At 63.7% G+C, this 3,255-nt stretch carries 2 protein-coding genes; both read right to left on the reverse strand.

Annotated elements, in window-relative coordinates; translation table 11 throughout:
- Nucleotides 1–2,030, reverse strand: a 2,030-nt coding sequence (locus SE92_RS02670; RefSeq protein WP_063203310.1) for an adenylate/guanylate cyclase domain-containing protein, incomplete at its 3' end; no start/stop codon positions are given.
- 22 nt (nucleotides 2,031–2,052) lie between these two features.
- Nucleotides 2,053–3,069 (reverse strand): SphA family protein, encoded by a 1,017-nt coding sequence (locus SE92_RS02675; protein WP_063194345.1) that lies wholly within the window; start codon nucleotides 3,067–3,069, stop codon nucleotides 2,053–2,055.
- Nucleotides 3,070–3,255 lie beyond the last annotated feature (186 nt).

The raw sequence follows: 3,255 nt of genomic DNA on the forward strand, positions 1-3,255 counted from the left end.
TGGTCGTGCAGGAAGCCGGAGAGTCGGACCAGGGTCGTCTCCGCGTCGCCATCCTGGACGATCGCCGCAAAAACCTCGTCCCAGCGCTGGCACATGGTCGTCTCGGCCTCACTGGCCAGTGCACGCTCGCCGCGCAACTCGCTAACCTCGATCGGTTCGGCAAACCCCTTCGGAACGATGCTGTCGACGCTGCGGAATAGAAATGCGTTGCCGACACGCGCGCGCACGGCGGCGCTGACCAGCACGCGCGTACCATAATTCTTGTTGAGGCCTTCGAGCCGTGACGCCAGGTTTATGGTGGCGCCGAGCGCCGTGTAGTTCATCCGGTCGCTAGAGCCTATATTGCCGACCACGGCGTCGCCCACATGCAGGCCGAAACGCGTATCGTAGGGCGGCCAGCCCTCGTACCGAAACTCTCCATTAAGGGCGTCGTTCGCGGCCAGACACGCCAGAACTGCGCGGCAGGCGTTGACGGTGTGATCGGGATCGTCCGAAGGTGCGTTCCAGAGCGCCATCAAGGCATCGCCGATGTATTTATCGACTGTGCCCTGATGCCGCATGATCTCGTCCGAGAGCGCAGCGAAATAGCGCGACGTGTAGATCATGACCTGGGATGGATCGGCCCGCTCGGTCTTGGCGGTGAAGTCGGCGACATCGGTGAACAGCACCGTCACCTCGCGCCTCGTGCCGCCGAGTCTGAGGGAGGAGCCGGTCTCGATCAGCTGCCGTACGATCTGGCGGGGAATGAAGCTCGCAAAGCTGCGCACCACGCTACGCATGGTGAACACCGAGCGGCCGAGCTCCTCGATCTCGGCGATGGCGGAATGGATGCGCGGTCGTTCCGCGATTTCGAAACGCTGGATCTCGTCGGTCTGCTGCACGATCTTGCGCAGCGGCTGCGCCATCAGCGACCCCAGCCAGAACGCAAATGGAAGCGTGGCGCCGACGAAGGCCAGCGCCAGCGCGAACAGCGTGCGGCGCTCGTTGATGATCCGGGCGTAGAATTCATCGAGCGGCGCGATCATCGCGAGTCGAACGTTGGCCGAGCCGGCCGTATCGAGCCGGTGGACCGCCGCGACATAGGTCCGGCCAGAGGCGTCGGCGAAGAATTGCTGGGCGGGACCATCGCTCCGCCAGGACCGGATGACCGGCACCAGAGCAGGCAGTTTGAGCGCACCCAGTTGTGGCAAGTCGTCCTGCCTTTCGGGAATCTCCGCCATCAGCCGATCCATCTCGGGATGGGCGACGATGCGCTCGGCATCGTTGAACAGGAAGGCGAGCCCCGATGGCCCTAATTTCTGCTGCGCCAGCATGTCCTCGAACCGGTTGAGCAGCACGTCACCTGCGACGACGCCGCGCCGGCCCTCCCTGAGCGGTATTCGCAGCGTGTAGCCGGGCTCGCCGGTGGCATAGAAGACATAGGGGCCGGTCAGCAGGGTCTTGTCGGTCTTGAACGCCTCGACATACCAGGGCCGCTGCCGCGGGTCGTAGCCGGTGGGGCCGGGAACCTCATCGACCTGAATGAGGTTCTCGGAAAGAAATTGCGTGACCGGTGCGGCGCCCCCCGTGCGCGCGATCAAAACTAGCCGGAATGCGGCATCCTGATCGACCTTCAGGCTTGCCCTGAACGCCGGCTTGGCGCGGTCGATCACGTCCATCTCGATGAACGAGCCGTCCTCATAGCCGACGTAGAGATTGAAGAGCTGCGGGTTGTTGCGAAGCATCGCAGCCATCAGGCTGTACAGCCGCGAATTGTCGGCGATGTCGGCTTCCTGGATTGGCGGCAGACCGGACAGGATGTCGAGATTGTCGCGGACATTCTTGAACTGCTCGTCGACGTGGTCGGCGCCAAGCTGCGCCACTTTCTCGATGAAGCCGGAGGCCGCTGCTTTCGTGATGACCGTCACGCGCTCGAAGCTGAGATAGACCAGCGTCAGGCCCACAAGCAGAACGACGCCAACAAACACCGTGATGATCGATGTCTGGAAGCCGATGCGAAATTCGCGCTTGCTGGTCCGGTCGCCCGTCATTGCAGTTGTTTTGAAGGCTGCTTCAGTACTTGCGGACGGCGGGTTTGGTCGCAACCGGCCCGGGTGCCGCCGGCGACACCGAGAAGGTGACCCAGGTCGACCAGCTCTTCGGCCGATTCTCGACCTCCAAGTCCTTGTAGCCTCGGACATTGAGGTAGCCCTGGTAGCCGTCGGACATCAGGATCATGAACCCGATCTGCGGGCCGATTCCGACCGACTGCCCCCTGAACCCGCCGAGCTTGGCGCCCGGACCGCTATCGTCTGTGAGCTGCTGGAAGAAGTAGCCGGCGATGCCGATATGGATGTTCTTGCTCACGAACTGCGAGGCCGCCCAGTCGACGTGGAAGTCGATGCCGTTCTGGTACTGAAGGGCTCCGTTCATGAAACTGTAGGTTAGGCCGCCGACGATCGAGAACTCGTGCCCGGTCTTCGGGTCGAGATAGGTGTAGCCGACGCCGGCGTCGATCGCGGGAAAGCCGAAGCTCAGATTCGCAAGCCGGGTGGAATCATAGGTGCCGCTCGGGATGTTGCCGGTGATGTAGACCAGTTCGTTGTGGACGCCCTGATTCCACTTGAGCGTGCCCTGGTAGAAGACGTCGGTCAGCGTGGTGCGGTTGTCGGTGGCTGTCCCGGAGAGCGTGTTGCCGCGGGGACCGGTCAGCGTCGCGTCGATGCCGACGCCGATATTGCCGGGCGCGGTGAGCAGCGTGAAGGCGGCCTGACCGCCAAGTACGGGCATCGGCGAGGTGTAGGTGATGCCCATGACCAGCGCATCGGCATGTGCGTTGAGGCCGGCGGTCACGGAGCCGGGTATGCCGCCGCTGGTGACGAAGTTCTGCCCGCCGCCTGCTTTCTCATGCAGATGGAGATAGATCGTCGAATAAGCCCATCCCGGCGTCACCGGCACGGCCGCTAGGCTACCGAAGATGCCCGGAAGCCAGAAGCTGACGCCGCCGGAATCGGCAAGTGCAGGCTGAGCGGTGAGACCCGCCATGGCTAGCGCGGTCGCGAGGCCGGCTTTGCGAATGTGTCCCGTCATATCGCATCTCCCACGTTCATCACGTCCCTACGGGCAGTAGTCCCAGAAGCCCTGTGTCCGCGATGGGTCGGTGTAGTACCAGCACATGCCAGGGGCTGGTGCCGCGCCCGCCCAACTGGCGGCTGTTGCGGCGGCGACGAACCCGATCGCCGCACCGGCGGCTATCGCGCCGCCCCTCGGCCAGTA

Source organism: Bradyrhizobium sp. AT1, from assembly GCF_001590795.1.
In the GTDB taxonomy this organism is placed as follows: domain Bacteria; phylum Pseudomonadota; class Alphaproteobacteria; order Rhizobiales; family Xanthobacteraceae; genus Bradyrhizobium.

Excerpts from the sequence above, each read along its gene's own strand:
- SE92_RS02675 (WP_063194345.1), bottom strand. The coding sequence starts at position 3,069 with ATGACGGGACACATTCGCAAAGCCGGCCTCGCGACCGCGCTAGCCATG.